This is a genomic window from Halorientalis brevis, assembly GCF_042678165.1.
Classification (GTDB): domain Archaea; phylum Halobacteriota; class Halobacteria; order Halobacteriales; family Haloarculaceae; genus Halorientalis; species Halorientalis brevis.
Genome location: NZ_JBHUDJ010000001.1, coordinates 522,024 through 545,826, shown reverse-complemented (window position 1 = coordinate 545,826; position 23,803 = coordinate 522,024). Strand labels below are relative to the sequence as shown.

16 protein-coding genes and 2 pseudogenes are annotated in these 23,803 nt (G+C 55.7%); 7 read left to right on the top strand and 11 right to left on the bottom strand.

Annotation, left to right across the window (positions count from 1 at the left end; genetic code table 11):
- Positions 1 to 268: 268 nt before the first annotated feature.
- From ACFR9U_RS02795 to ACFR9U_RS02780, 4 genes and pseudogenes are all read left to right on the top strand, one after another.
- A pseudogene (locus tag ACFR9U_RS02795) lies at positions 269 to 1,044 on the top strand (IS5 family transposase).
- Between the two features lie 115 nt (positions 1,045 to 1,159).
- Positions 1,160 to 1,543, top strand: a complete 384-nt coding sequence (locus ACFR9U_RS02790) for a class I SAM-dependent methyltransferase (RefSeq protein ID WP_247376916.1) — start codon at positions 1,160 to 1,162, stop codon at positions 1,541 to 1,543.
- Between the two features lie 375 nt (positions 1,544 to 1,918).
- A complete protein-coding gene (locus ACFR9U_RS02785) occupies positions 1,919 to 3,091 on the top strand; it encodes a polysialyltransferase family glycosyltransferase (RefSeq protein WP_345893369.1) in 1,173 nt (390 codons plus the stop codon).
- A gap of 67 nt (positions 3,092 to 3,158) precedes the next feature.
- A complete protein-coding gene (locus tag ACFR9U_RS02780; protein WP_247376918.1) occupies positions 3,159 to 4,265 on the top strand; it encodes a glycosyltransferase family 4 protein in 1,107 nt (368 codons plus the stop codon).
- Between the two features lie 28 nt (positions 4,266 to 4,293).
- Here the strand turns inward: ACFR9U_RS02780 and ACFR9U_RS02775 are convergent, their stop codons facing one another.
- The 6 genes and pseudogenes from ACFR9U_RS02775 to ACFR9U_RS02750 all read right to left on the bottom strand — a co-directional run bounded on the left by ACFR9U_RS02775 (position 4,294) and on the right by ACFR9U_RS02750 (position 11,920).
- Positions 4,294 to 5,706: a sulfatase gene (locus tag ACFR9U_RS02775; protein ID WP_247376919.1), complete on the bottom strand. Its 1,413-nt coding sequence runs from the start codon at positions 5,704 to 5,706 to the stop codon at positions 4,294 to 4,296.
- A gap of 102 nt (positions 5,707 to 5,808) precedes the next feature.
- On the bottom strand, positions 5,809 to 6,822 hold the full coding sequence (locus tag ACFR9U_RS02770) for a hypothetical protein (RefSeq protein ID WP_379813721.1): 1,014 nt from the start codon (positions 6,820 to 6,822) through the stop codon (positions 5,809 to 5,811).
- Between the two features lie 138 nt (positions 6,823 to 6,960).
- Positions 6,961 to 7,959, bottom strand: a complete 999-nt coding sequence (locus ACFR9U_RS02765; RefSeq protein WP_247376923.1) for an alkaline phosphatase family protein — start codon at positions 7,957 to 7,959, stop codon at positions 6,961 to 6,963.
- A gap of 104 nt (positions 7,960 to 8,063) precedes the next feature.
- Positions 8,064 to 9,170 (bottom strand): glycosyltransferase family 4 protein, encoded by a 1,107-nt coding sequence (locus ACFR9U_RS02760; RefSeq protein WP_247376924.1) that lies wholly within the window; start codon positions 9,168 to 9,170, stop codon positions 8,064 to 8,066.
- A gap of 171 nt (positions 9,171 to 9,341) precedes the next feature.
- Positions 9,342 to 10,112, bottom strand: a pseudogene (locus tag ACFR9U_RS02755) (IS5 family transposase).
- Between the two features lie 602 nt (positions 10,113 to 10,714).
- The gene (locus ACFR9U_RS02750) at positions 10,715 to 11,920 is read right to left on the bottom strand and encodes a glycosyltransferase (protein ID WP_247376926.1); all 1,206 of its coding nucleotides are present in this window, start codon (positions 11,918 to 11,920) and stop codon (positions 10,715 to 10,717) included.
- 142 nt (positions 11,921 to 12,062) lie between these two features.
- On the opposite strand from ACFR9U_RS02750, the gene ACFR9U_RS02745 reads away from it, so the two are divergent.
- Positions 12,063 to 13,517 carry a sulfatase gene (locus ACFR9U_RS02745; protein WP_282594222.1) on the top strand — a complete coding sequence of 485 codons (1,455 nt, stop codon included), beginning with the start codon at positions 12,063 to 12,065 and terminating at the stop codon, positions 13,515 to 13,517.
- On the opposite strand, the gene ACFR9U_RS02740 is transcribed toward ACFR9U_RS02745, so the two are convergent.
- The 3 genes from ACFR9U_RS02740 to ACFR9U_RS02730 all read right to left on the bottom strand — a co-directional run bounded on the left by ACFR9U_RS02740 (position 13,509) and on the right by ACFR9U_RS02730 (position 17,136).
- The gene (locus tag ACFR9U_RS02740) at positions 13,509 to 14,594 is read right to left on the bottom strand and encodes a glycosyltransferase family 4 protein (protein WP_247376929.1); all 1,086 of its coding nucleotides are present in this window, start codon (positions 14,592 to 14,594) and stop codon (positions 13,509 to 13,511) included. The two genes, ACFR9U_RS02745 and ACFR9U_RS02740, sit on opposite strands and share 9 nt — an antisense overlap.
- Complete coding sequence (locus ACFR9U_RS02735; RefSeq protein ID WP_247376931.1) at positions 14,595 to 16,040, bottom strand: sugar transferase; 1,446 nt, start codon at positions 16,038 to 16,040, stop codon at positions 14,595 to 14,597.
- A 109-nt stretch (positions 16,041 to 16,149) separates the two neighbouring features.
- Positions 16,150 to 17,136 carry a GDP-mannose 4,6-dehydratase gene (locus tag ACFR9U_RS02730; RefSeq protein ID WP_247376933.1) on the bottom strand — a complete coding sequence of 329 codons (987 nt, stop codon included), beginning with the start codon at positions 17,134 to 17,136 and terminating at the stop codon, positions 16,150 to 16,152.
- A 242-nt stretch (positions 17,137 to 17,378) separates the two neighbouring features.
- On the opposite strand from ACFR9U_RS02730, the gene ACFR9U_RS02725 reads away from it, so the two are divergent.
- Positions 17,379 to 19,301 (top strand): hypothetical protein, encoded by a 1,923-nt coding sequence (locus ACFR9U_RS02725; protein ID WP_247376936.1) that lies wholly within the window; start codon positions 17,379 to 17,381, stop codon positions 19,299 to 19,301.
- Between the two features lie 13 nt (positions 19,302 to 19,314).
- Here ACFR9U_RS02725 and aglF read toward each other — a convergent pair whose 3' ends face one another.
- Entirely contained in the window at positions 19,315 to 20,082 is a 768-nt protein-coding gene (aglF, locus tag ACFR9U_RS02720; RefSeq protein WP_247376938.1) for a UTP--glucose-1-phosphate uridylyltransferase AglF, read from the bottom strand.
- Between the two features lie 92 nt (positions 20,083 to 20,174).
- Here aglF and aglM point away from each other — a divergent pair, with 92 nt between their 5' ends.
- Positions 20,175 to 21,470, top strand: a complete 1,296-nt coding sequence (gene aglM, locus ACFR9U_RS02715) for a UDP-glucose 6-dehydrogenase AglM (RefSeq protein WP_247376939.1) — start codon at positions 20,175 to 20,177, stop codon at positions 21,468 to 21,470.
- A 6-nt stretch (positions 21,471 to 21,476) separates the two neighbouring features.
- Here aglM and ACFR9U_RS02710 read toward each other — a convergent pair whose 3' ends face one another.
- Positions 21,477 to 23,795: an STT3 domain-containing protein gene (locus ACFR9U_RS02710; RefSeq protein ID WP_247376942.1), complete on the bottom strand. Its 2,319-nt coding sequence runs from the start codon at positions 23,793 to 23,795 to the stop codon at positions 21,477 to 21,479.
- Positions 23,796 to 23,803 lie beyond the last annotated feature (8 nt).

Sequence of the window (23,803 nt, the reverse complement as noted above, 5' to 3'; positions counted from 1 at the left end):
AAGTCCCTAGGGATACCTTGACAAGGACAGATATCCTTGACATCAGAATGGTCAATACAGCAGGATATCTCTCGCGGTATCTTTCCAGATTTTATTTGTATCCAAGCTGGTCCGGCCGTTCTTTCACATTATCTTCGACAGCAACTGTTTCCAGATCTGTACTGCCTATCCCATGTTCAATGACGAACTCGGCTCTGGTGAATCGCATGACGGCGTCGCCGTTTACCGTCAGAACTAGGAAGGTGAAGCGGGAAACCGCCGATGGTTCATGTCTGCGATTTTTTGCTTCACTAGCAAAGCGATCCAATTAGCTAAAAATGCTGTTGGAGGCTAAGGCGAAGTCGCCGCCCCGAAGGGGGTGGCGGCTTCGCCGAGTATGCGGTACTGTTGCTGCGCTGTCTGCGGATTTACCTGGAGAAATCGTACCGGGAGACACTCGACCTGTTAAGTGAGATGCCACATATACTCAGGGAGATCGGCCTCGAGGTGGCCAATCTCCCGCATCACTCGACGCTAGTGAAGTGGTTTGACAGGATCAAGACAGCACTCTGGCGAGTGCTGCTGCGCCTGTCGGCGCAGCTCACGACCCGAGTGGTCACGCTGCCATCGACGCGACATTTTTCGACCGCGAGAACGCGAGCAAACACTACTGCCGCCGGACGAATTACCGCGTTCAAACGCTCAAAACAACTGCACTCGCGGATACAGAAAGTCGCGCGATTCTATACGTTCACTGTACGACCGAGAAAACGCACGACACACAGCTTGGCTGGCAGGTCGCCCGCCGCAACGCGGGCGACCTCGCCAGCCTCGCTGCCGACAAAGGCTACGACTGGATGGAGTTACGTGAAAAACTCCGCGAAGAAGGCGTGAGACCGCTGATCAAACCCCGCGTGTTCCGGCAACGAGCGCTGTGTGAAACCGTCTTCTCGACGATCAAGCGCACGCTCGGCGACGCCGTGCGCGCGAACCTGGTACGGTGAGTTTCGAGAACTCGTTCTGATGTGTGCGGTTTACAACATCAAGCAGGCAGTGAACCAGTGAAATCACGCACCATCTGGCGATTCACCACGGCCAAATTGGATATTAGGTATGGCAATTTTTCATTCACCCCAACGAAATATGTTTAATATAGTTGTCCATTTTACTGGTATACTCAATGAATTCTCGCATTCCCGCAATTCTCGACCGGGTGTCGCCAGAAGACGTGGTCCTTGATGTGGGTTGTGTTCAACACTCTGTGGAGAATGAAAATAACGAAAACTGGTTACACAAACGTCTAAGCGACATCTGTCGGGAGGTAGTTGGAATTGACGTTCTTGAGGAGGACATTCGAATTCTTCAGGAACGCGGATACACTGTAAAACATCAGAATGCAGAACAATTCGGTCTGGATAGAGATTTTGACGTGATTGTTGCCGGCGAATTGATCGAACATCTCGCGAACCCCGGAAAGTTCTTAGATTGTGCTCGGGCACATCTCAAACCGGACGGCCGTCTTCTGTTAACGACACCAAACCCATGGGCGGTGTCTCGGTTCTAGCATGCACTACGGGGTGACGTCCCGGTTAATCCAGAACATACCTGCTGGTTCGATCGGAAAACGATAGTCGAGTTACTCTCTCGAGCGGGGTTTGCAGTCTCGGAATTCACGTACATCGAACCATTCTGGGAAAAATATTCGGCTTCAAAAACAGGAAGGTGATTAGCCCGACGCGCTTCCTTTGGTCGCTTGGGTTTGAGACACTAGGGGCGCAGAACTTCTGGATTGTCGCTCAGGTTGAGTCGCGGTGATCACATGGTAACTAATTGTTGGCGCTATACCAACTGTAAAGCGCTTCCATTGTGGCAGATCGGATAGTCGTGATGACCAACATCTTGGAAACACTGTCACTAGTTGGATCAATCCAACATATTGATGCGAACCCACCATTTATTAATACTAATGCTGAACATAGGTAAAGAGATGAACATTTTCCTCTGTGAATCTAGTCTACATGTTGCAGAAGCAACTTGTATAGCTGCGGAAGATTTCGAGGATTCTCATAATATCCTGGTAGTACTCAATGCATCTCGCGTGTCTGATCTGAACGCGGTTGCCCTTAACGAGGCGTTCGACCGGCATTTTGTCGGGAACTACAAACTCAATATTAATCACAGACCCTTCCCTCTTGTTCCCGATTCGATCCAATCTAGCCTGAACAGGGTGCTGTCGTACGTATCACTTCTATTGATGAGTACTGTCCTAGCTTGCCTAAGTATATTCATATCCAAGATGAATTTATTTTTTGCTACACGGTCGCCGGTATTAAACAACGGACTGGTCTGGATACGGAACCACACTAGGGTGAGACTGTATCATTTCGAGGAGGGAATAAGCCTGTACATGAAGGAGGGACTGAAGGACAGGAGCAACCTAAGCGAATTTTTCTTCCCGTTGACGCTGGAAACCATACTCTCGAGTGGGGCCGTTGATGGTGTCTACTGTATGCGGCCAGACAATCTCAATAGTGTCTATCCGGACGCTGAAACCCGAAAGATCAAATTCTATGCTCACGTAGAATTATTAACTGCGGTCTTTGAGCCGGACATCAATTCTGATCAGATTTCGGCTGATCGTCCATTGTTCGTCCTCGTGACGCAACCACTGGTCGCAAACAATTATCTCTCCGATCATGTCTATCAAGAGAAGACCGCAGCCCTCGTGAAATCTCTCCGTGAAACGTATAATGTACTGGTGAAACCACATCCCGGTGAGGGCACAGAGCAATACGAGGACCTGTCTGACCGAGATGTGACGGTACTGACCGAGGCCAACTATCCGGTGGAACTCCTTGTTTGGCACCTGATCGGACATGAGGAAGTAGAGTGCGTGTCGGTTGGTTCGACAGGTCTCTCGACCGCTCTTTCAAACCTCGCTACGATACCCGTTGAAAAATACTCGTTCATCGAGTACTACGGATTGGACGCGATGGACGAGAAGATGCGACGGTACTTTGCGGGGTGTTCGGTCAACTACGTCAGCGATCCGGTAGTCACGTTCCGAACCAACCGGCGGTTCGATCCGGATAACGGACCGTATTCCTTATGATAGTGCAAATTTAGTGCGGGGTCTTCATATATCTCGGCCGCAGACAGATACATTACGAAACCACAACATGTCTCTCACGATCCGTTTCGTTTCAACCCACCTTGGCCACGTTCGAGGCGGCGCCGAGATCAACGATCTGACACTCGGTGAGGAGTTCTCGAAATTGGGCCATGAAGTCTCTTACGCCACGATCGGAAACGACAGCGACGATATTCCCCAAGAAACCTGGACTCTCGGTGTCGATTGTCCGTACGCATACGATCTCAGCTATTCTCTTCCGGAACCAGTGGGGAAGATCACACGTCACCTCAATGAGGAGCTATTCATTCACCGGCTCCGGCGCAGGGAACCTGAATTTCTCGCGGAGGCCGACGTCGTGTATGCGACCGGTCGTCCGGTTCTCAGCCGACTGCGCTCGCTCACGGACGCACCCTTTGTCTACGCAGTGCGCGGCCGCGTGAACCCGGTGTACGACCGATATTTGAAACGAGCGGACGGACTGGTCTTCTGGGGTGGGTGTGAGGAGGAGTATGCGGACGAATCACTTCTCTCGATTCCGAACCAGACTATCAATCCCGGTGTGGATCCTAACGTGTTTCGGCCGCGGGATCTCGGCATGTCTGATCGACCGGGGTACGCCAGTGGCGACAGAACAGTCGTGGTCTTCAGCGGACGCCTCGAACCGGTCAAGCAGGTAGACAGCATCATCGAGACCGTGAGTCAGCTGGAATCGAGATTCGATCTGACGCTGGTGATCCTCGGCGACGGCTCACAGCGGGCTGAACTCGAAAGGCTCGCGGACCTGATCCTTGAGACGACACCAGTTCACTTCCAAGGTCGTGTGGATCACGAGTTGATTCCGCGACACCTGAACGCTAGCGACGTCTTCGTCCTCGCCTCTGCGATGGAGAATCACCCGATCGCACTGAAAGAAGCCCTCGCCTGCGGCACCTATTCTGTCGCACCCGCTATCGGACGTGTCCCGCAGATTGTACCAGACGGGGCAGGCTACGTATACGAGGACAATACCACGGATGGACTTATGGCCGCATTACAAGAGGTTCTCTCAAATGGCCTGCACCGCCGTCAGTCACGACAAGATCGATCGGTTCGGTTCTCAACATGGAACGATGTGGCGGCCAAAGTCCTTGACTTGTTCCGGAGCCTCCGGTAATTCAGAAGCAACTCGGGCGGGCACTCTCCTATTTGTACCCGAGGTCCTCTAACCGCTGGTCAATGCTGTCCGGTGACTCTAATTGGGCCTCGCTATCCGATGCTCGTACAGTCTTCGAGAGGTTCTTGCTGGCGTCCCAGAGTTCACGTTCGGCTTTAAGCCTGGAGCTCCCGATCTCGTGAATGTAGTCCTGACACACGTCGCGCAGTTCCCGATAGACTGTCTCCGCGTCATCTATTTGGTTATACGATTCTTCGGGATCGGCGACAATATCAAAAAGTAATTCCTTTTCTGGGGGAGTCCCGAGCGAATCCTGTTGCCGCATGTATTTCCACTGTTTGTGGATGACGGCGGCGGAGACGCCCTCGTTGTTCTCGAAGCCGAGAAACACCTCTTCCTCGCTCGTTCGATCCCTAATGTCCATTCCGTCCCAACTGGCCGGAACGTCTGCATCGGCAAGACGGGCTATCGTCGCGGGAACGTCTATCAGACTAACGGTGGCGTTACTCTCGGCTGCTTCGAAGTCCGGCGCGTCGACGATTAGTGGTACGTGCGCCATCGACTGGTACACGGACTCCTTGTGAAACCGGTTATGGAGTCCCAGTTCCTCCCCGTGATCAGCGGTTAAAACCACCATTGGTTCATTTTCGACTTCACGGAGGAGCCGTCCAACGTGGTCGTCAGCATTCCGGACGTTCGAGTCGTACGCGTCGACTAGCTTCTTTGACGGGGGCGACCCTGGATCAACAGACGGCATTCGGACATGATCTCTGTCCGATGGAACATCAAGTGATTGCCGATGTTCAGGGAAATATCCGTATGGGTGGTGCGCGTCCATCAGGTGGACCCAGGCGAAATATGGATCGTCCCGCTCGTTGGCCTCGGCAATCCACTTGAGGGCGTGACTCACCACTGCCTCATCGTTCGAGTTCACGTTCGCGCCTCTACTCTCAACGAGTTTAATCAGTGAATCGTAGCCCCACTTGAGGACGTCATAGACGTGTCCTTTTGGGATCGATTTCCCGATCCTCTGTCGAACGATGTGGTTCAGATCATGGAGAGTAGTGCTGCTCTTCCCGTTCATCCACTGCGTGTAGTCGGCGAACTCATCGAATCCTCTGTGATAGTTAAAGTACCTCGAGACGAACGGATTGTCCGAGAACCCACCGGTCTGGTATCCCCGCTCGCTGAGTAGTTCAGCAACGGTCTTACCGGCGTGCCTCGGTAGTCCTGCTCCCTCTATTCGGAGAGGATGGACGCCGCCGTGGATCGACTTGAACCCGAACCGGGTGCCCGGTCCGTTGCTGAATGCGTGGGTGTACTTCGTCCCACCGCGGATCAGTTTGTCAACGTTCGGTGTCGTCGCCCGGTAGTATCCATACCCACTGACGTGGTCCGCCCGGAGGCAGTCGACTGTAATTAATAGGATCGAATCAGTCATAGAGAGTACTGTCTGCCACTCTTACTCTGTCAGCGTGAATAATTTTTTTTGGTTTGGTGTCATCCCTGGCTTCTCCTGAGACCTCAACTGACCGAAGTAGGACTAGTCGAATTTCGGGAATATGAATAGAAGGAAGACTAGTATGCCGAGATAGGGGGCGATGAAGTGGGAGTCGAACGTGATCCTGAACCCGAGCAGGAAGACAAGGAACGTAAGACTCGCATCTGTCCTGGCGTATTTGTATAAAAGGTAGAGGACACCGGCAGACAGTCCAATGAATCCGGCGACACCGTACACCATCAGCGCCCGCAGGAATGAGTTGTGGAACAGCATTCCTGTTTCCCGCCGCGGCCAGCCCGGGGGCCCCCCGATCAACCAACTCTTCGCGCTCAACTGACGTATGCCGGTGGACCAAGTCCGCCATCGGGGTGTTTCCAGACCTCGATTCAGCAACCGTTCAATTGACAATATATGGACGTTACTGGCAAGTATGAGACCGCTCAGTGTGGCGATGAGGGCGATAGTGCCGGCGACAGAGAGCATCGTGAAGCTGGCGCCCGTGTGGCTCAGGAAGTGGACTAAATAGATCGTCAGCAGTCCGATTCCGATCGCAACACCGGTTCTACCGCCGACCATCAAGATGGCGATGATGGTCGTTCCGCCGCTCGTTACGGCGAGCAATTCGCTCTCGATTCCGTCGCTCACCCGATACAGATGGCCCATGCTCGCGAAGAAGAACAGGATCGTAACCATGACGTTCCTGCTTCCGACCTCAATAAGGTCGTTGCTCGGAATCTCCAGCACCGTTACGCCGACGATAGCATACATAGATAGTGCGAGGGTGATCAGATCCCACAGCTGGTGTGAAAACCGGGCCCTGAGTAGGCCGAGTGCGAGAAGAAAGTTTATTAGTGTCACGTAACCCGTGTAGAAAACTAGGTCGTAGACCACGAGATGGGCCGAGTAGATTAAAGAAAGCACCACTAGTATAATGGCGACGAACGCCTCTAGATCACTGACGTATCGTATGAACAGAGGGATAGCCAGCGGCAACAGTAATGCGAGATAGTAGAGCACGCGGTGATCGTACATCCAGTATCCCAGCGACACTGGCACGTAGAGTAGCAATATCCACTGGAGGAATCGATGTCGCACTGACCCAGACTCAGTAAGTGCATCAACTGTTCGTTTTTGGTTCTGAGAGATCATTAGAAGTATAGAACCTTTCCTATTAGTCAATGCTGTACGGCGTCATCAGCTGAAGTATCCGAGCTTACTGAGGTGTTCCTTCGTATCATTGGTGATCTGTGCCGAATCGTCCATTTGCTCACCGTCGGCCGGCGAATGCCGTGGCAGTTCTGACTCGAGCACTTCTCGAAGGTCCTCCATCTTTCGTGGTGTGTCCTTCCATAGCCGCCTGTTGCTCGCATAGAAGGCTCGTTTTGAGTGAATACCTTCTTTCTCCATTCCGTGGTCCGAGACGAGGACTAGTGTATCGTCCTCGGAGAGCGTTTGCCGGACGCGGCGGACGAAGTCGTCGTAGAGTCCGTACCACCGCTGTAGCTTCGGTGGCGTGTCCGCCCACACATGCTGCACGAGATCGAGACTGAAGAAGTGGCACATAACGAAGTCGTGCCGTCGCGACGCGATAGCGTTCAGAAATCGGATTAGTCGGTTGGCGTCAGCGCTGAGAGCTTTCTGTTCAAACAATGAGATATCACCCGCCGGTTCGTATCCTGACCTTCCTTCCGAACGAGCCGACTTCGGTGCGATCATGCCTTTTAGATCGCGGTTCATGTCGTCCTCGCTGATTCCGGGAACGGAGATCAGATGCGGTGCGGCCGCGGAGTCGAGGAGGGAACCCGCTTCCGCGAGTCTGTTTTCACCGACATGTTCTTTCTCGTAGCCAAATTGTGCCAGCAGGCTCTTTAGGTAGCGCTTGGCCTTGCTTGAGGCGATATTCGAGACCTCGCGTTCTATTCTCCGTACGAGCGGATTAGACAGGACCTTTGTGTTCCAGTGTTTGGTGGACTGACTGTTGTCCTCGTAATATGACGGAAAGAGATCCCGCGGGTTTTGTCCGGCGAGCATCGAAGGCCACAGCAGCTGCGTGTTCAGCTCATCTCGATTGAGGCCGTCCGGGGTTTCCATCCGACCACCCTCGCCTTCTTCACTTATCGTATCGATGGAGGGAGTTGTATATCGCTGTAGGGTATCAGCGTCAAGACTGTCCAATCCCATCACGATCAACATAACTTACGAAATCAACTATCATCGAATAACACTTTTGATCGGCAGATTCCATTCCTTGATGAGTCCACTCCAAGTATTATAATTCATTTCCTATAATCGAATGATCACAGGACAGAATAAAAGACATCTAGTAATTCATCAACCGTTCGTTTCCAAGAGTACTTATCTGCTCGATTTTTTCCCTTTTCAATATATTCTTCCCTGATCTCCTCGTTACATAGGAAGTGTTCGATCGCATCAGCAATTTCTTTGGGATCTTCGGGATCTTCAAGAAAATACGCTGCATCGCCAACGACTTCTGGAATCGCGTACTTATCGCTCGTTATTACGGGGAGTCCCGCCTCCATTGCTTCTAAATTAGTTATTCCAAAGGTTTCATGAAGTGAGGTGTTAACGTAGAGCTTCGCTCCTTTGTACAGCGCTTTTAGCTCTTCCGCTTCTAGGTACCCTGTGAAGGTGATGCCGTCTCCCAATAATTCACGGCCAAGGTCACTAACATCGGACCCCAACCAATCACCCGCAATGACAAGATGAGGTGCATCTATACCCCGCTCTTGTAATTGATAGACTCCTCTAATAAGTGAAGAGACATTCTTTATTTTGTTAGTGGACGCGACGTCAAGAATATACCCTTCCTTTAGATTGAAAGAGTTGAGTATCTCTTCAATTTCTTTGTCGTTTATTTTGTCAAACGTCATTCCATGTGCAAGCGGTACCGTAGTAAACTTTTCATCCGAGATATCAAGCGACCTTCTTTTGCTTTGGCGAAGACTCCCGGACGGAATTACGTATTGATCTACCCTATTTGCAAGACCAGTTTTGCGATAGAAGGCCGCATAAGCGTACTTTTTCATCCGGGATTGCCATGAGACATAAGATGGGCAGGTAAACGGTAAGTCTCCGTATAACCTGACTACCTTCTTTGTATCAGTCAAAAAAAATCCCGGTCGGAGCCACGGAAATTGAGGATAGTAAATCAGATCGAGATCTAACTTCGCTACCTCTCGCAGAAACAGAATCGGTGCCCTCGGTACAATTGCTTCATCCACGTTATTATACAGATCAAGATCAGATTGGTCCGTATGGATATATACGAACTCAAGGTCGTCAATGGTACGTCGCTTTAGTTCTCGACAGATCCTCATGTTAGTCATGTTTCCTGCCATTCCGTGGTCTAATGGATTGGTCACAATCCCAACTCTCTTCGACATTTTCGGCTTACATAGTTATCAAGAGCATATATAAGCATTGTCTCTTCCAGAAAGAGCGGTTTTTTAGTGCTTCGTAGGATCGCTACACGGAGCTTGATTTCGGTGTTTTCACTCGGCCACTCAGCACGCAGAAACCGGCGACGGCGGTTAATTAACCGGGTATCTGACTGCTCAACGAAGGTTGTAAACGGCACCTTTGAGAGCCATCTCACGGCATTCCAGGTGCCAGCTCCGCGCACGCACGGCGGAGCCGAGCGTGCGCTTGATCGAGGAAAAGACGGTTTCAGCCATCCAGCGGCGATTGTACCAGAGACAGCTCATCCGGGCGTTGTGCGCGAGATCCAGCGACGAGTAGATACGGTGTTTGATCAGCGGACGAATCCCATCCTCACGAAGTTCGTCATGGAACAGTTTCCATCATAGCCGCGGTCAGCAGCCAGTAACCGCAGGTCCTCGGCGTTGCGCCGAGCGACCTGCGGGCCTATCTTGCCATCGTATTTTTTCGTTGTGGTACAGTGGACATCGAAGACGTGCAGCGTTTTCACGTCCATGAGGGCGGTGACTTTCAGCGAGCGAACGTTGTAGTGTGCTCGCTGGGCGTAATGGCGTGACGGTTGGTCGCGGTCGAAACCAGTTGCATCGATTGCGGTGGCTAGAGCGTTTCTCGGCTAATATGCCGAGAAACGCGCGGTAGGTCTCCATCGTGATGTTCTCGAACCAATCACGGAAAATCGTGTAGTGAGGAAGACGCGTAAGTCCGATTTCCTCGAGAATCCCGGACATTTCGCTCGAGTTATCGATTGTTTGGCGGTAGGATTTCCCAAGTTCGATTCGCAGTGCTTGGAGCGCGACCATCGCCCACTCGGCAGGTTCGTCTGGAATCTCGACAACTCTTTTAGCTTTCGACACCGAATCACGGGTGAAGAGAGAAAGTTTAGACATCAAAGCAATCTGTCTCTTCGCTTTTTACGAAGATAACGAGATTGTCGCAACGCCGTCTAGCGATCCTACAGAGCAGTTTTTAGTTGAATGTGAACAGTGAGGTGTGATTTCATAGCAAAAACCGCCAACCTCAGCGGTAGGAGAGAGTGGTTAATCTGGATCTTGTGGAGTCTGCACCCGAGTCGGCGCCGGCACTAGGTACTCAATCGTACGTTGCAGGACCATCTCTGTCGAATATTTTTGGACATTTGACAAATAGGTGTCAAACGTTCTCAATATGGTCCTGTAAGCTGATTTCTAGCCAAAATCTGGGAAAATTCCGAATCCGATTGTATTCGGCGAAACAGTGATCGCCGAGTTTCTGGTCAATGGAATCAAATATCCCAAACTGTACTACCACGAGCCTGGCTTCAATTCAAGGTGTAGCCACACGGAAATAAGTGTGCTGTCGTATGGTTTTTCAAGAGCTTAAACGATGAGCTTTGTTACTTTTTCGAAAATATAAAAAATTTGACTTGAATTGGCTGCGGAGTTTCGTTCGCTAGCGAAACACTCAACAATTAATTAACCTTCCAAAACAGCTGTCTACTTGTCAAACAATACTATGTCCCGATTATGCTCTTATATTTTTCTAACACAGTTTTGTTGAGATAATAGTAACTCCTGTTTTTGGCGATGTACTCCCGTCCAGCAGAGCCCATCTCTCGTCTAGCGTTTGAATCGTTTAGAAAGGCCAAGATAGTGTCGGCAAACGCTTCGGGGGTGTAATCGACAGCTTTCCCTGCTCCGTTCGACTCGACCATATCGACCTGTTCCGGCGTCCGTGTCGTCACTGCTGGTGTTCCCAGGTTTAGGTATTCGAGCACCTTCGTTGGGGAGTTCGTTCGAAATACCTTGTTCGGTGGGAGGGGGGACAGCCCCAGTGCTGCGCCCACGATTGCACGGTGTAAGTCTGTCTCATTCACCCATCCAGTGAACACGGTCGCGTCGCCAACTGCATGCGCCTCAGCTTGTGATCGTAACCGCTCCCGTTGTCGTTCGTCCCGGCCGCCGACAAGGGCGAGTTTCACTTCGGGTTTTGACTCGCGAACGATCGACAGCACCCTGAACAGAAACTCGAGATTACGGAGCGGATTCATGCTCCCCATGTATATTAGGTACTCGTCCACGGGGAGGCCGTAGCGCAAGCAGAACGGTTCAGGGTCTATTTCGTCCGCCAAGAGAGTGGTGTCTGCCCCCATGGGGACCGAATACAGCGGTGTTTCGATTCCTCGCACTTCCCGGTGATACTGCGACATTGCGTTGCTAATCGTGAATACCGCATCAACATCCGCGAGTAGTCTGTCCCGAATTGTTCTCCCAAACAACCCCTTTCCATAGTCGATTAGTCCGTATCCATCCACCCCTTCCCTGTAACCCAGAATAAGCGTCTCAGCTTTGAGATGGGAGTGTCTGAAGACCAACGGAATATCGTGGGTACTCGCCAGCTGTTGGGCAGGGGGCATCGCCGCAAGGTCGTTACGGACCTGTACGACGTCAAACCCCCCTTCAGCGTCCCATATTGACTCCAGCCACTTCGTCCCAGCCGCGGAACCGACGCCCAGAACATTGCGGTACCTGTAGACGTGGTCAGGGGCCACGTATACCGGACTCCCATGCCACGTCTCTTGGGAATTGGCGTCGTTCCCCGAGGGGCGCATAATCCAGGTCACGCGGTGTCCAGCATCCTGCCACCGCTTCGCGTAGACCTCACGCATGAACGGCTCATCACACGGGAACTCCCAGTCGGTCAGTATCAAGAGGTCCATAGTCGCTGACAGTCTGAGGCTACTTTCAATTTGTTCTGTTCGCTTATGAATCCCTATCTTTTGTCGGGAAGGCTTCGTTATACGGTTGTCGTAACGACACCAGAAAAATCAAGCCGTCCGTTTTAGTAGCGGTGAATACTTTATGGATCAGCCTGGACAACTATCTGATGTGAGGAATGTCGTGCTCATTGTGATGGACACTGCTCGGGAGAACGCCTCGCAGCAACTTGACTGTATCCTAGAGGACGCGACGCGATTCAATCGGGCATTTAGCGCGAGTCCATGGACGCTGCCATCACACGCTTCCATCTTTACTGGTCTCTATCCCTCTAAACACGGCGCACACGCGGATCACAAACAACTAGAACCAGACGTTTCGGTACTTGCCGAGGTATTCCGTGACGCGGGATACGAAACAGTTGCCGTGTCGAACAACACATGGATCAGCGAAGAATTCGGCTTCAACCAGTGCTTCGAGACGTTCTACAAGACGTGGCAGTACGTCCAATCTGATACGGATCTCGGGCGCATCGCCCGCCAAGAAGAAGGACTCGACAAGATCACCAGAGCCGCGAAAGCGCTCTTCGAAGGCAATCCCGTCTCGAATCTCGCGAACGCGATCTACGGTCAGTTCTTCAGGAAGACCGACGACGACGGCGCCGCCCGCACGAACGAGTGGATCAACGACTGGCTCGACACCAGAGACGATTCGCGGCCGTTCTTCTTGTTCGTCAACTACCTCGAACCCCATCTCGAATACCGACCCTCGAAAGAACACGCCATAGACCATCTTCCGGGCGGAGTCACGTACGAGGAGGCGATGGAGGTTTCACAGGACGCGTGGGAGTACATCGCCGGAACGAACGAGATGGCCGACGAGGACTTCGAAATCCTCCGGGCGCTCTACCGAGCCGAGATTTCCTACCTTTCCGAGCGAATACAGGAAGTCGTCGCCATACTCAAAGCTGCAGGTGAGTGGGAAGAGACCTTGTTCGTCGTCACGAGCGACCACGGCGAGAACATCGGCGAGCACGGGCTGATGGACCACCAGTACGCGCTCTACGATACGCTCCTTCACGTCCCGCTGTTCGTCCACGGCGGCCCCTTCGAGGACAAGTCCGTCGACGACCTCGTCCAGCTCATCGACCTCCCTCCCACGATCCTCGACGTTCTCGATATCGATGCCCCGGCTGCTCGCGAACAGTTCCAGGGCATCTCTTTCCACCCCGACGCTCCAGAGACCCGTGAGTACGCTATCGCGGAGTATCTGGCTCCACAGCCTTCGATGGACGCACTGAAAAAGCGTGTTGGCGAACTTCCGGACAGCGTTCGACAGTACGACCGGTCGCTCAGGGCGATCCGCACGGCGAAGTACAAGTACATTCGAGGCTCTGACGGGTCACGGGAACTCTACGACATCCGGAACGACCCGGGTGAAACGCAAGACATTGCGGACACGCACGGTGACGTCGGCGACGAACTCGACGCGCAGTTAGACGAGTGGCTCGATTCGTTCGAACACGCCGACTACTCCGACGACGTCTCGATGGACGAACAGACGAAAGCCCGACTCGAAGACCTCGGCTATCTACAGTAGACTTTCGAGCGCTCGGGTCGTGTGCTCGACGGTCTCTTGCCAGCGATACTCCTCGACGACAGTCTCCCGTCCGGCTTGTCCGAGGGATTCTCCCTTAGCCAGAACGTTCTGCAGTGCGTCGGCGTACCCGTTTACGTCTCCGACTGGGGCGGTCTGTCCACCTTTCCGGACGATCGATGCAGTGTGCTCCAGGTGGCTCGAAACGACCGGCACACCGGATGCAAACCCCTCCAGAACGGTCCGTGGCAACCCTTCTGCCCGACTCGGCAGAATGAGAACGTCGCCAGCTCGGTAGATCTCCGGCATCTCGTCGTACGGGACCTGCCCGAGGAAATCGACTGCCGGGCCAGCCAGTCCCTCGAGCTCGGCACGCATCGGGCCGTCTCCGACCATATACAACTGCACGTCCTGATCGTCTACGAGTTTCGAGACCGCCTGTATCGCGTCTTGCGGTCGCTTGCCCTCGACTAACCGTCCGACGAACAGCACCACCGCCCCGTCATGATCGATCCGATTACTCGCTGGTCCTTCAGGCGTGAATCGGTCCGTGTCCACGCCGTTCGCCACGACGTCGATCCGTGAATCCACGCCGAAATCCCGAACTCGATTTCGGTCTTCATCGGTGTAACAAAACACCACGTCAGCCTGATTGAACGTCCATTGGCCGAGCGTTCGCAGATACAAGTCGAAGACCCATTCGGGGGCATTCTGGGAATACAGCCCGTGGTTCGTGATTGCCAACGGGACGTCTCCCAACCGCCGCTGCAGCGCTGCCAGGTTCGTCGAGAAGTAGAGATGCGAGTGTGCGTGGATGACGTCAAATTCGTCGGCGTTGCGAAGATGCTTGGCGAGGCCAAGGGATATCTCGTTTCCGAGCGGTTCGACCGTTGCAGGGTACCGGACGGCTGTATACCCGTCGCGTTCTTCTGTGGCCGGCCGGTCGTCGCCTTGGTTGACCGTCAGCACAGTCACGTCGTGTCCCATCGCTGCCTGGTCGCGACTCATCGCGTGGACGTGATATGCCCCGCCTCCAGTCACGTCAGGATATGCTTTTTGGGCGACCCGAAGGATCCTCATCTATTGTTCCTCATCGGCTCCGGTAGCTGTCTTGGTAACATCACTTAAAACAATCCAAATTTGTCTGATGACGATCTTCAGGTCGAACCAGAACGATTGGCGTCGAATGTACTCCATGTCATAGCGAAGTTTCTCTTCTGGATTATAGCCCGTGGCCTCGTTAATCTGAGCGAGACCGGTGAGCCCTGGCTTCACGAACCATCGACTTCGCCATTTATCAGTTCCCGACTCCATATCACTATCAAGCTCGGGCCGCTCGGGTCGCGGTCCGACAACACTCATATCTCCGATCAGGATCGACCACAACTGGGGAATCTCATCGAGATGCGTCTGTCGAAGCAATCGGCCTGTGCGGGTTACCCGGGGATCGTAGTCCCCATCATCTTCTTCCGATAATTTGGCACCAGTTTCGGCCTCCGCTTCCGGTATCATGCTACGGAATTTGTAGACGGTGAACGTATCCCCGAATTCGGCTGTTCGCTGTTGACTGTACAGTACCGGTCCTGGACTGTCGATCTTGACTGCAACCGAAATAGCGACGACAGCAGGAGAGAGCACAAACAGCCCAATTGCTGCGAACGTGATATCGAACGCGCGTTTAGCGACGTAATCCTGCCAGTCCCACGGTTCGAGATCGACCTCAACGAGGTCACTACCAGCGAAACCCGTCGTAAGGACGTTGTCCGCATGGCCTCGATGGGCTACCGCAGTGACGCCGTGGTCATAACAGGCGTCGAGTGCGCCGAAAAACTCGGCTCGGTCGGCATTACTAAACGCTAACAATGCTGTGTCGATATTATGTTTGATAAATACTTCGTCGAGTCGTGATAGACCACCGAGACAACTCAGTTGGTCCAGCTCTGTCTCGATCGCCCCTCCGTCCGATATCTCTGGAGCGCCCATTGACATTCTTCTTGACACTTCGTAGGAGGGCGGCGGTGAAACATAACCGAGAATTGGCAGGTCTGTGCTCTCGAGAATCGCTTCCATAGCAGTGGGATCGTCACCGACGATGATCGCTCGCGATCTTGTCGTTGGTCGCTGCCTGATGGCCGCAGTCCAAGCGGGGAGCCACAGCAGTAACATCACCGTCGCGATTATCAGCGTCGACCGGGGCAGTCGATAGCTGTAGTTGAAGTATCCGAGCGCAGCGAGCCCGACCATCGAGAGAAAAACGCGCTTCTGGGTGAGAAGCAGTGTGTCGAGGATTCGACGCGGCTGTGGCTTGAACACCGGCCACATAGCCCCGAGCATCACCAGGACAGTCGTCGTGATCGCGAATCCCAGATCACCGTTGGCGAGGACTACTGGGGCTGGCCGACCGAAATACGGGACCTGACTGAAGGCCCGCTGGACGAACTGGAGATTGGCGAACCAGACTGCGAAGGCGGTAAACCCCGCACAGCCAGTGACACTAAATATTCGATACCGCAGCCCTGTCGCCATTACCCGAAACAAACCATCCTCCGAATATAATTCCTGCGACAGTTATCATTCATTATATTTTCCCCACCACGGTCATGCCGGCGGATGGACGTCGGAAGTGCAGTGACCATCACGACGACAAGACGAGCGATTCGTACCAGTCGCGGTTGTCCTGGTACCATTCGATGAACTGTTCGACGCCTTCCCGTATGGTGTACGTCGGGGCGTAGTCGAGCAAGTCGCTCGCTTTCTCGATGTCTGCGTGCGTGTGGTCGGCGTCCGCGTCGTGTCGGTCGTCGAATTCGAGTTCTAGCTCCGGTGCGAGCTGAGCCAGCACTTCCTCGGCCAGGGTTCGGATCTCGATGTTGTCCGTACTTCCGACGTTCATCACCTCGCCGTCGGCCGCGTCGGTCGTCAACAGCGTCTGGTTCGCAGCGACGATGTCGTCGATGTACGTGAAATCCCGCGTCTGAGTGCCGTCGCCGTAGACTACGGGCGAATTCCCGTTCACACATCGCGAGACGAAATTCGAGATTGCCATGTTCGGGCGCATCCGCGGGCCGTAGACCGTGAAGTATCGCAACGCGACTGCCGGGAGATCGTACACCTCGTTGTAGGCCATGGCGTAGCGTTCGGCGGCGAGTTTTGAAGCGCCGTAGGGGCTGACCGGCGTGGTGGGATGGTCTTCGTCGTACGGAAGGTACTGTGGCTTCCCGTACACTGAGGAAGAACTGGCGAGAACCACCCGATCGACGTCGGTTGACCGGGCTGCGTCGAGAACGTTCAGCGTTCCGTCGACGTTTACGTCGTCGTACTTTCGGGGATTCTCGACGCTCTGACGAACGCCAGCTTGTGCAGCCTGGTGGTACACGACGTCGGTCTCAGCAACGAGTTCAGAAACGAGTTCAGCGTCACGGATATCTCCCTTGACGAGCTGATACGTACCGTCGTCCTCGCTCGCGACATTTCGACACTGCTCGACTGTATGCTCTTTAATTCGAACGTCGTAGAACGGGTCGAAATTGTCGATCACGGTGACGTCGTGGCCCTCGACAGTGAACCGTTCGGCAAGATGTCCGCCGATAAATCCGGCTCCGCCCGTCACGAGGATTCGCATTGTCGAGTGGACTGATAGTGACGACAAAAACGTGTCGGGATTAGGTAAACTCTTAGTCTGAGCAGTGTAGAGTCGTCAATGTGGAAGTACCATCGTTCACACAGATGACCGGTCGCCACAGTGTGTGGAAACCGATTCACCGTTGGTCTCGATGGGCTGCCCGGGTCGTATTCGGTGATCGGCTCGGTACCGTTCTCTTCCTCGCGTCACTCACGTTTCTCGCCCTCTACTGGCGAGTCGGCGTGTTCATTACTGACACGTACGCGATCGGGAACGCGCTCGCAGCCGTCTCCAGCGGGCACCTGGACGTTCGCTCTCTCCAGTACTCGCTCACGTTCGGGTCACAACCTGGACTGTACGTCTCAGACGGTGCGGTGTACGGCCGGAACTATGCACACGTCTTTCTCGCGTTGCCAGTCCTCTGGCTCCTCGAAGCCGTTTCGTGGCTGTTCGACCTGCGCCTCGCACTCGCCGCCGGATTCAGTCTGCTCGTTTATTTACTGGCCGATCGACTCGGTCACCTCGTTGACTGTCATCAGTCGCTGACCGTCGGCGGAGCTGTGGCTGCATTGATCGTGTTTCTGCTGAACGTCGTGAACGCGACACCACTGGACAGCACCTGGCGTCCGTTCATGGCGCTCCAGATCACCTCGATGCTCGCAGCCGGGTTCGTCGCCGTCGGACTCTATCGACTCTTGGCTCACGTTCACGGACGGCGGAGTGGCGCAGTGATCGGACTGTTCGTCGTGGTGGCCTCGCCACTCGGGTTCTGGGCGTCCATTCCGAAGCGACACGTCCTGTCGTCGCTGGCCGTCGTCACCTTACTGGCGACCTTCTACGTCGCTCGGGCGACTGACTCGAACTGGCGGGCGCTCGGCGCTCGCTCACTGTCGTACACGACTGTCGGATTGCTCACCTGGCTACACGGCGGTGAGGCGTTGATCCTGTTCGCTGCACTCGTTCCGCTGGACTTCTTGACGGCACCGTCCAACCGTCCACGCGACCTCGCTGTCGTCGGTCTCGTGTTCCTACTGGCATTGACGCCGTTCCTATTGACGAATCTCGCGATCGCTGGCAACCCACTGGAACCACCGCGGACCCTCTCTAGTTACTCCGGACAGATTGATCCGGGGGCAAACGCCCAAAATGGGGCTACTGGCGGATCTGGTAGCGAAGGCACAGGAGAGACTGCGACACAGACCGGTACGGCCACGGGAACGACGACGCCGGCTGCTGGCTCCGCTTCGACGACCACAGGGTCGTCTAGCGCCGATAGTGCGCCGCCCAATCTCGACCGTTCGAGTGCCATACCGACGATTCCGGTCGGACTCGTCGGTGCACTCATCGCAGTGATCAGCGGGCTCGGGACTGCAGTCGTCGATCGGGCCCTATGGGCACTCGAGAAAATCTGGTCGCTTTTCGGTGGTGGGATCGAGATCGTGATCGACGAACCAGAACGACTCTATCACACGTTTATCAGGAGCGGACGAATCCCGACGTACGTCAAATACGGAGTGAACGAACAGGAGGCGATCGAACTCGCGCTCCTTGAAGCCGTCCCGCTGGCGGGCGCACTCGTCGGTGCCATCGGGGTTGCTGGACGCAAAGCCTTGGCAAATCCGTCGGTGGACGCACTGCTGTCTGATCTCCAGCGCCCCGAGCGTCAGACTGATCTCCTCGCGATCACTGTCGGGTGCTTGTTTGTTCTGGTGTACATTACCAGGCTCCCGTTGTATGCACAGATTACCGTTCGGTACCTTCTCCCAATTGTTCCGCTGGGACTGTACGGCGTCGGTCGCCTCGGGGCCGTCCACCGTGTCGCACGCGCCAACTGGCGATACCTAGCTGGATCGTATCTCGGTCTCACTCTCGTCGGAGCGGTCGTCTTCTTCGGTGCACATGGCTGGCTCGACCTCGCCTTGGGCGAGGCGATGCAGTTGTACGCGCTCGTCGGATTAGCGAGTGCGACACTGATCGCCGTCTGGTCGCTGGTGGAGGGGGTTGGATTTCGGTTGGGCGTTCGTTTCGGTGCCGTCGTGCTGGCGCTGCCGGCTGCGCTTACCACGCTCTTCCTGCTGTTCACTGGCTTCGTCTACTTCCAGTACGCCGAATATGCACTCCCGCTTGCGAGAGCGATAGGAGAACTGATTCCCGTCGTTGTCTAAACGGTTTTCTGTTTCAAATCGTCGTCGCGTCCGCGTTTTCCCCGGCGTCGCTGGTTTCACTCTCACCACGGGCGGCTTTCAGTCGCCGCTCTGCTTCCTCGCGATCCTCGGGATAGCCGACGTCGATACGCCAGCCGTCCATCCGGATGGCGTCAATCGTCCTGCCACTCTGAATCAACAGGTCGATCGCCTCGCTGATCTCGTACTCACCGCGATCGGAGGGCTGCACGAGATGGCAGGCGTGCAAAATCGCTGGCGTGAACGTGTAGAAGCCGGTCATCACCAGGTTCGACGGCGGGTCGTCGGGCTTTTCGACCACTTCGACGATTTCTCCGTACTTGTTCGTATCACAGACGCCGTAGCGGGAGGCCTCCTCTTCGGGAACTTCCTCTACCAAGAACGCCGCATCTGCACGACTCTCGTACTGGCGGTTGACTACGTCTTCGAGGTTCGCCTGGAAGACGTTGTCCCCGAGCATTAGCATGAAGTCGTCGTCGATGTGTTCCTCGACGGTCAACAACGCGTGCGCGAGTCCGTTCTGTTCACGCTGGTGGGCGTAAGTGATGGGCGTGTCCTGAAACTCGTCGCCGTAGTGACTGATGATCGTCTCTTTCATGTAGCCGACGACGACCAGCAGTTCGTCGGCCCCCAACTCGACCAGTTGCTCGAAACAGTGAGTCAGGATGGGTTTCCCGTCGACTTCGACCATCCCTTTCGGTTTGTCCTCAGTTAGCGGTCGCAGGCGCGTCCCTTCGCCCGCGGCCAGCACCACGGCTTGCATGCGTACCATCTCACTGACCCGTCAACAAAACGTTTGTCCATGATTTCGGACAAACCGAATCCTGAAGGCCCCGGCTAGCAACGTCTGGAACGATGAATCTAAGCGTCGTCGGCAGCGGCTACGTCGGCACGACGATCGCCGCCTGTTTCGCCGACCTCGGTCACGACGTCACGACGATCGACATCGACGAGGACATCGTCGCCGCCATCAATGACGGGGATGCCCCGATTCACGAACCGGGCCTGGACCCGATGGTGTCGCTGTACGGCGGCGACCGGCTCCGGGCGACGACGGACTACGACGCCATCCGCGACACCGACGTCACCTTCCTGGCGCTCCCGACGCCGGCCAACGACGACGGGAGCATCGACCTCGGTGCAATGAAAGCCGGCGCTGAATCCATCGGCGAAACACTCGCCGAGAAAGACGGCTACCACCTCGTCGTGGTCAAGAGCACCGTCGTCCCCGGAACGACCGAGGACGAACTGGAACCGCTCATCGAGGAGGCGTCGGGCAAGACCGCCGGCGAGGAGTTCGGCGTCGCCGTCAACCCAGAGTTCCAGCGGGAGGGCTCGGCCGTCGACGACTTCATGGAACCGGACAAGATCGTCTTGGGCACGGACGGCGACGCCCGAGCCCTCGACTTACTCGCCGAAGTGTACGAACCGCTGGTCGCCGACTGGGACGTGCCGGTCGTCGAAACCGGCCGTCGCGAAGGCGAGATGATCAAGTATGCCAACAATTCGTTCCTCGCGGCGAAGATCAGCCTCGTCAACGACCTCGGGAACATCTGCAAGGAGTACGACATCGACGCCTACGAGGTCGCCGAGGCGATCGGGATGGACGACCGCATCGGCGAACAATTCCTTCGGAGTGGGGTGGGATGGGGAGGTAGCTGTTTCCCGAAAGACACCGCGGCGATAATCCAGCACGCTCGCGAAGCGGGTTACGAACCTCCCGTGCTGGAGGCCGCAGTCGAACTCAACGACCAGCAACCCGAACGGCTTCTCTCCCTCTTGGACGACCACACCGAAGTCGAGGGCGAACGCGTCGCCGTCCTCGGACTGTCGTTCAAACCCGGGACCGACGACATTCGTCACTCCCGTGCGATTCCGGTCATCGAAGGTCTCCAAGAGCGTGGGGCCGAGGTCGTCGCGTACGATCCCGTTGCTACCGAGAACATGCGCGAACGGTTCCCCGAGGTGACATACGCCGAGGCGGCCGACGAGGCGCTTGACGGGGCGGCGGGTACAGTCGTCGTCACAGACTGGGACGAGTTCGCAGCGCTCGATGAGGAGTTCGACGCGATGGCCGATCCGGTCGTCGTCGACGGACGGCGGATCATTCGCCGCCGCAAGGGAATCACGTACGAAGGATTGACGTGGTAGAACTGCTCAGTCGGCTGTCACCGTCTCACCGTTGGTGACGTTCCGCTGGGAGACCGTCGCAGTCTTGTTCCATATCGTATACTCGCCCGGATATGGCATTCGCACGGCGTACGACCCAGTTCTGTCAGTCTTGACGAGCCGTCTGTAGGTGAACGACGCGCCGGATATCTCGATTTCCTTTTCTACGATCGTGGCTTGATTTGGTGCTGCCGTGCCGTTGATCCTCGCGCCGGGAACCAGTCTGAACACTTTGTACTCGTCAGACGGCGAGACGTAGACGGCTTGGTAGTGAGCCAACCCGTCATAGTTCTTGGTCTTGCTCCCGTAGACGTTGCGGAGTCGAGAGTGGAGTGTCCCTTTGTCCGTCTTCAGCGGTTCTGTGACGATGAACCCGACTCGGTCACCGTGTTTCTGATACCAGGCTTCGCCATCGGACTCCACGAACAGCGTCTCGTGGTTGTTTTGGGCGAACTGGTAGGATCGCGACTCGCCGTTCACGAAGTAGTTGAACATCCGGTTGCGGCCCCACCGGCTGGTGACGTAGTTGTCGGGATAGGTGAGGTTTTGCCCCACAGCGTACTCGTCCATCCACGCTGCAGTGCCGTAGGCTTCGTCGCTGATCGTCAACTGATCCGTCTTGATCGGGACCTGGAAGATTCCGACGCCGCCGACCAGCAGGAAGAGGACGAATATCGTCCCAGCTTCTCGGAGGGTCGGAATCCTGAGTTGCGGTGGTTCCTCGCCGCCGTCACGTGCGGTCGTCGCAGTTCCGGCCTCGAACGCCGTCGGCGCGTCTGTGAGATCGACCACGTGTGCAAGCCAGACGAAGCCGAACCCGGCGAACAGAGCGGTGAAGGTCGCGAGTTCGCCGACGAACCGGATCTGGAACGCGCCGAGGAGGATGAAGAACCACGCGTAGACGCTCGCTGCGAGCCACGACTTCGAGCCGTCAACTGCCCGACGGCTCGCCCAGACCAGCGGCGGGAGTGCCAGAAAGAGGACGAACCCAAGGAGGACGAACCACATCATGTCGCCGGTGATCAGCGCCTTCGTCTCGACGATTCCTCTGAGGCCGAAGAACCTGTCCAACCTTCTTGTAAGGTCTGCCCAGAACGTTGGCACGACGAACTGGGCGCCTATTAGACCTCCGACGGCCCCGATGATCTCGACGTTCGCGAGCACGCCCACTGACAGACCAAGGCGAGACGTCGCCTCTGCGACGGCCAGTGCCCCGGCCGCGCCGACGAACAGGAGAATCGGCGTGAACGCGACGAAATCAGTGTGCCATCCGAACTGGCTGTGAGCCAGTTGTGTGAGCGCGGCCGCAACGGCAAGCCCACCGAGAAGCGGTGCGTTCGATTCGAGCGGTGACCTGTCGGCTCTGACGTCCTGAAGAACGACGAGTCCCACGTACAGCGCGAGGGGGAAGACCAGCGCCGGCCCGTTCTCCCAGGCGAGAATCTGGCCCGCGACGCCGATGCCGAGTCCCAGGCCGACCGCCCACGTCCACGGGTCACGAAGATCTGTTTCGTCGCGACGGGCCAGCATCACGAGCGCGAGCGCGGTCAGTGCGAGCCAGGGGTAGTCGAACGCGTGGTGGTCGGCGTAGCCGAGACTGGTCCGCATAGCGTGTGCGGGCGTCGTCGCGAAGAAGACGACGCTGGCGAGTCCGACTCTCCTGTCGTCGGTGAGTTTCACTGCCAGCAGATAGACAATTAGCCCGGTGACGAAGGCGGAAACGACTGGATACCAGGCCAGCACCGTTCCGGCTGCTGACGCTCCGTCACCAATGAGACTCGACAGTGAGTACAGCGTCGCAATCATGAAGGGTTCGCCTTTTGCAGATGGCATCTCACTCAGCACTGCAAGTTCGAACCCGCCGCCAGTCCCGGCGAGCATCTGTTCCACGTAGTAGCGATACGCGTAGGGGTCGTTCCCAGAGAGGACGACGTCACCATTCCGGAACACGTCGCCGTACGAAAAGACGGTCCGGAACAGCACGACGAGTGCGAGCGCACCCGCGAGCGCTCCCGCGGCGCGCGAGTCAACGTCGAATGCTGGGAGTGACAACCCAGGCGACTGCTCCTTGTCAGTCTCCACCTCCCCGTCGAGCGCGCGTCGCGTCGTGTCGGGCAGTCTGTAGCCGTCGCCTGTCTTCTCGACCAAGCCTTCGGAGACGACTTCGCCGAACGTTCCTGAATCGATCGAGAGGTCGTCGTACGTCCACGTCTCGTGGGCGTCGTCGACGGACCGGATCGATTCGAGCGCGGATTCGAGTTCCGGCCGCTCCGCGAGCACTGTAGCGACGTCGCGCTCGTCAGTCATACTCGGGG

Bases quoted from the DNA above. Each gene is read 5' to 3' on its own strand.
- ACFR9U_RS02750 (WP_247376926.1), bottom strand. From the start codon at position 11,920: ATGGACCTCTTGATACTGACCGACTGGGAGTTCCCGTGTGATGAGCCG.
- ACFR9U_RS02760 (WP_247376924.1), bottom strand. From the start codon at position 9,170: ATGTCGAAGAGAGTTGGGATTGTGACCAATCCATTAGACCACGGAATG.
- ACFR9U_RS02775 (WP_247376919.1), bottom strand. From the start codon at position 5,706: ATGACTGATTCGATCCTATTAATTACAGTCGACTGCCTCCGGGCGGAC.
- ACFR9U_RS02730 (WP_247376933.1), bottom strand. From the start codon at position 17,136: ATGCGAATCCTCGTGACGGGCGGAGCCGGATTTATCGGCGGACATCTT.
- ACFR9U_RS02735 (WP_247376931.1), bottom strand. From the start codon at position 16,040: ATGGCGACAGGGCTGCGGTATCGAATATTTAGTGTCACTGGCTGTGCG.
- ACFR9U_RS02745 (WP_282594222.1), top strand. From the start codon at position 12,063: ATGGATCAGCCTGGACAACTATCTGATGTGAGGAATGTCGTGCTCATT.
- aglF (WP_247376938.1), bottom strand. From the start codon at position 20,082: ATGCAAGCCGTGGTGCTGGCCGCGGGCGAAGGGACGCGCCTGCGACCG.
- ACFR9U_RS02790 (WP_247376916.1), top strand. From the start codon at position 1,160: ATGAATTCTCGCATTCCCGCAATTCTCGACCGGGTGTCGCCAGAAGAC.
- ACFR9U_RS02785 (WP_345893369.1), top strand. From the start codon at position 1,919: ATGCGAACCCACCATTTATTAATACTAATGCTGAACATAGGTAAAGAG.
- ACFR9U_RS02765 (WP_247376923.1), bottom strand. From the start codon at position 7,959: ATGTTGATCGTGATGGGATTGGACAGTCTTGACGCTGATACCCTACAG.
- ACFR9U_RS02780 (WP_247376918.1), top strand. From the start codon at position 3,159: ATGTCTCTCACGATCCGTTTCGTTTCAACCCACCTTGGCCACGTTCGA.
- ACFR9U_RS02740 (WP_247376929.1), bottom strand. From the start codon at position 14,594: ATGAGGATCCTTCGGGTCGCCCAAAAAGCATATCCTGACGTGACTGGA.
- aglM (WP_247376939.1), top strand. From the start codon at position 20,175: ATGAATCTAAGCGTCGTCGGCAGCGGCTACGTCGGCACGACGATCGCC.
- ACFR9U_RS02710 (WP_247376942.1), bottom strand. From the start codon at position 23,795: ATGACTGACGAGCGCGACGTCGCTACAGTGCTCGCGGAGCGGCCGGAA.